We start from the raw sequence: 1,138 nt of genomic DNA, 5'->3' as shown, positions 1-1,138 counted from the left end.
CGGCGGTGAACAGGTTGGTCCACAGATGACAAAGGCCGCGCTTGCCCATGCACATTGATCACGCAGCATTTGCAAGGTACCGTAATATCCATATCCGACCTCACCAAAGAGGCATGAGCAGTGAAAACCATCCGATTTCCCCGCCGCGCCGTCCTGTTGGGCGGGTTCGCAGCGTTTTTGTCCGGCTGTGCCAGCAAGTTCCGCAGCTATGGCGGACCCGAGGTGACCCGTGTTCGGCTTTATAAGGGGCAGCGCTTGCTTGTTCTCGACGGAGCCGATCGCGTATTGCAAACCTATCCGGTCGGGCTGGGTTTCGCTCCTGAGGGTCACAAGCAATTCGAGGGAGACGGCCGGACCCCGGAGGGCACCTACATAGTCGATAAGCGCAACCCTGAAAGCACTTATCATCTTTCGGTTGGCATCTCTTATCCGAATGAGGCCGACATCGCTTTTGCCGAGGCGCAGGGCCGATCCCCCGGGGGCGACATCTTCATCCATGGTGGTCCACGACCCGGCATCGACCCAACGGACGTCCGCGACTGGACAGCTGGCTGCATCGCGGTCACAGATCGGCAGATCGAGGACATCTATGCAATGGTGAAGGACGGAACACCTATCCACATCTTTGCATGACGGTGTTTCTCATGCGGCGGTAGCGCGCCGTCGCATTGGTCGCCGTTGCCCAGCTCCACGAAGCCAAGATGAGCGCCAGCAGCATCCAGTCCCCGAAGCTCGCGTAGAGTGTCGGCGGTCGCGCGGAGGGCAGGCTAGCGTCGATGATGCCCGTTTCGCCGGTATCGAGCCGCGCAACGATCTCTCCGCTCGTGTCGATGACCGCAGAGATGCCCGTATTCGCGGCTCGAATGACAGGAAGGCCTTCCTCTACGGCGCGCATACGTGCGGAAGCCAGATGCTGCTCAGGTCCGATGCTGGTGCCAAACCAGGCGTCGTTGGTTGCGTTGAAGATCCAGTCTGGCTTGAACAGGTCGTCGACCACATGGCTTGGGAAGATGATCTCATAGCAGATCGCTAGGGCGACCAGCGGCACACCCGGAAGCGCAAGCGTTCGCGGGCCCGGTCCGGGCGTAAAATCGCCCAGACCCGCCGTGAGCCGCTCGATGGGCGACCAGCCGCGGAA

2 protein-coding genes are annotated in these 1,138 nt (G+C 60.9%); one reads left to right on the top strand and one right to left on the bottom strand.

The features are described from left to right. Positions 1-120 precede the first annotated feature (120 nt). Entirely contained in the window at positions 121-633 is a 513-nt protein-coding gene (locus OCGS_RS12760) for a L,D-transpeptidase family protein (protein ID WP_040611036.1), read from the top strand. Here OCGS_RS12760 and OCGS_RS12755 read toward each other — a convergent pair. Next, on the bottom strand, positions 614-1,138 hold a 525-nt coding region (locus OCGS_RS12755; RefSeq protein WP_162136613.1), incomplete at its 5' end, for an apolipoprotein N-acyltransferase. The two genes, OCGS_RS12760 and OCGS_RS12755, sit on opposite strands and share 20 nt — an antisense overlap.

Source organism: Oceaniovalibus guishaninsula JLT2003 (genome assembly GCF_000299575.1).
GTDB classification, from domain to species: Bacteria; Pseudomonadota; Alphaproteobacteria; order Rhodobacterales; family Rhodobacteraceae; genus Palleronia; species Palleronia guishaninsula.
This window is presented reverse-complemented; position numbering and strand designations above follow the sequence as displayed.